Raw genomic sequence first — 2,448 nt, 5'->3', positions numbered from 1 at the left:
TCGCCGGTGCGGTACATGCGTTGGCCGGGTAGCCAGGGGCAGGCCACGAATCGTTCGGCTGTCACGTCCGCTCGGTGGTGGTATCCGCGGGCGAGGAGATCACCCGCGACATACAACTCACCCGCCACACCTGCCGGAACAGGCTGCAGCCGTTGATCCAACACCCATGCCGAGGCACCCGGAAATGGCTTACCGATGGTGACCAACTCACCCACTGCCAGCGAGGCGCTCAGGGTCGCGGCGATGGTGGTTTCGGTTGGTCCGTATTCGTTGAGCACTGTGCGGTCGCCGCCCCAGCGTTCGACCAATTCGCTGCCGTAGTCCTCACCGCCGACCATCAGATACTTCAGATCCGGTAGCGGCCAACGGGTGTGATCGATGGTGGACAACGCCGAGGGAGTGACGAGGGCGTGGCTGACGTGTTCACGGTCGAGCAGCGCGGCGAGCTCGTCGCCGCCGTAGACATCACTGGGCGCTACGACCAAGGTCGCCCCCGCGCTGAGCGCACACAGCAACTCCAGTACCGACACATCGAAGCTGGGCGAGGCCAAATGCAAGGTGCGGGAGCTGGATTCGATACCCATCGCATCCCGATGGGCCATGGCGCAGTTGCCGAGGCCGCGGTGGGTCACCGCCACGCCCTTGGGCAGCCCGGTCGATCCGGAGGTGTAGATGACATAGGCGATATCGTCGATCCGCAACGGACGAACCCGATCACTGTCGGTGACCGGACCGCTGTCGGCCTCGTCGAACTCGTCGAGTAGCAGCCAATCGGCGTCGGGTAGTTGTGCGCGTACGGATGTCACGGTCAGACCGACCGCTGCCGCTGAATCGGTCATCATGTGGATGATGCGTTCCGCGGGATGGGTCGGATCGACAGGCAGGAACGCCGCCCCCGTTTTGGCGACCGCCCAGACCGCGAGAACAGAATCCGCCGAACGCGGAATACCGATCGCGACAACATCCTCCGGCCCGATTCCACGCCGAATCAGCAACCGCGCCAACCGGTTGGAACGTTCATCCAACTCCCGATAGCTCAACCGCTCTCCGTCGAACACGATCGCGGTGCCGTCGGGATCGAACGCCGCCGCCGCACTCATCAGGCCGGGCAACGTGGCCGGTGCCGCCGCGGGAGCACCGGAACGGGCCAGCAGATCAGCTCGCTCGGCAGGCTCGAGAACATCGATAGACCCGACCGCAACAGACGGATCGGTGACGATCGACTCCAGAATCCGAATCCACCGGCGCGCAAGCGAATCAACCGTCGCAGCGTCGAACAGATCCGTGGCATAGGTGACCGCAACGGTCATATCGCCGGTGTCATGGTTTTCCGACAGGATGAATTGCAGGTCGAACCGGGAGACCTCATTGGGCAGGTCGACCACCGACAGCTCGAGATCGGGGAGTTGCAGTGTTACCGGTTCCAGGTTCTGGAATGCCAGCATCACCTGGAACAGTGGGTGTCGTGCTTGGGAGCGCTGCACACCGAGTTTGTCGACCACCTGCTCGAACGGTACGTCGGCGTGTTCGAAGGCGTCCAGATCAGCTTGTTTGACCCGACCGAGCAGTTCGGTGAACGATTCAGCGAGATCAATTTCGGTGCGCAACACCAAGGTGTTGACGAACATGCCGATCATGTCGTCGAGTGCGGCCACACCGCGCCCGGCGATCGGTGTGCCGATCGGAATGTCGGTGGTGCCGCTCAACCGAGCCAGCGCGAGCGCCAACGCGCCGTGGATCGCCATGAACAGCGACGAATTATGTTCCCGCGCAAATCTTTCCAGCGCTCGAACCAAATCGGCAGGCACCGAGTAACCAACCGTGACACCCCGGTTCGACATCACCACCGGCCGTGGCCGATCGAACGGCAGGCGCAGCTCCTCGACAACTCCGTGCAGCGTTTCGGTCCAGTAGCGGATCTGCTGAGCAGACAGCGATTCCGGATCATCGGGCGCGCCGAGGGTAGCTTGTTGCCACAGTGCGTAGTCCGCGTACTGGACCGGCAGCGGCGTCCACGCCGGGGCCGCACCGTGCATCCGTGCGGCATAGGCGGTCGCCACATCACGGGCCAACGGCGTCATGGAGAAGCCATCCGCGGCGATGTGGTGCACCACGACGGCAAGGACGTGTTCGGGTTCCGCACTGCCGCTGACACGGAACAATCGGGCACGCGCGGGCGCCTGAGTGCTCACATCGAAGCCTTCGGTAACGAATTCGGTTACCGCCGAGACCAGCTCGCCCGGTACGACCGGTACCACCGTCAGCTCTCGGTCCACGCTCTCGACGGACTCGATCTGTTGGATCAGCATGCCGTCGTGGTCCAGGTATCGCGTTCGCAGCGACTCGTGGCGCCCCAGCACGTCCAGGACCGCCGAGTGCAGGGCCTCGACGTTCAACTCGCCACGCAGCCGAATCGCGATCGGCATGTTGTAGGCGCCCGATGCGGTG

The 2,448-nt window shown here is 63.8% G+C and carries 1 protein-coding gene; it reads right to left on the bottom strand.

The features are described from left to right. Positions 1-2,448: amino acid adenylation domain-containing protein (locus ABZ293_RS41960; RefSeq protein ID WP_355189909.1), on the bottom strand; the 2,448-nt coding region annotated here is incomplete at both ends.

The organism is Nocardia sp. NPDC005998 (genome assembly GCF_040614395.1).
In the GTDB taxonomy this organism is placed as follows: domain Bacteria; phylum Actinomycetota; class Actinomycetes; order Mycobacteriales; family Mycobacteriaceae; genus Nocardia.
Note: the sequence above shows the minus strand (reverse complement) of the source record. Positions and strands in the feature narration are given on the sequence as shown.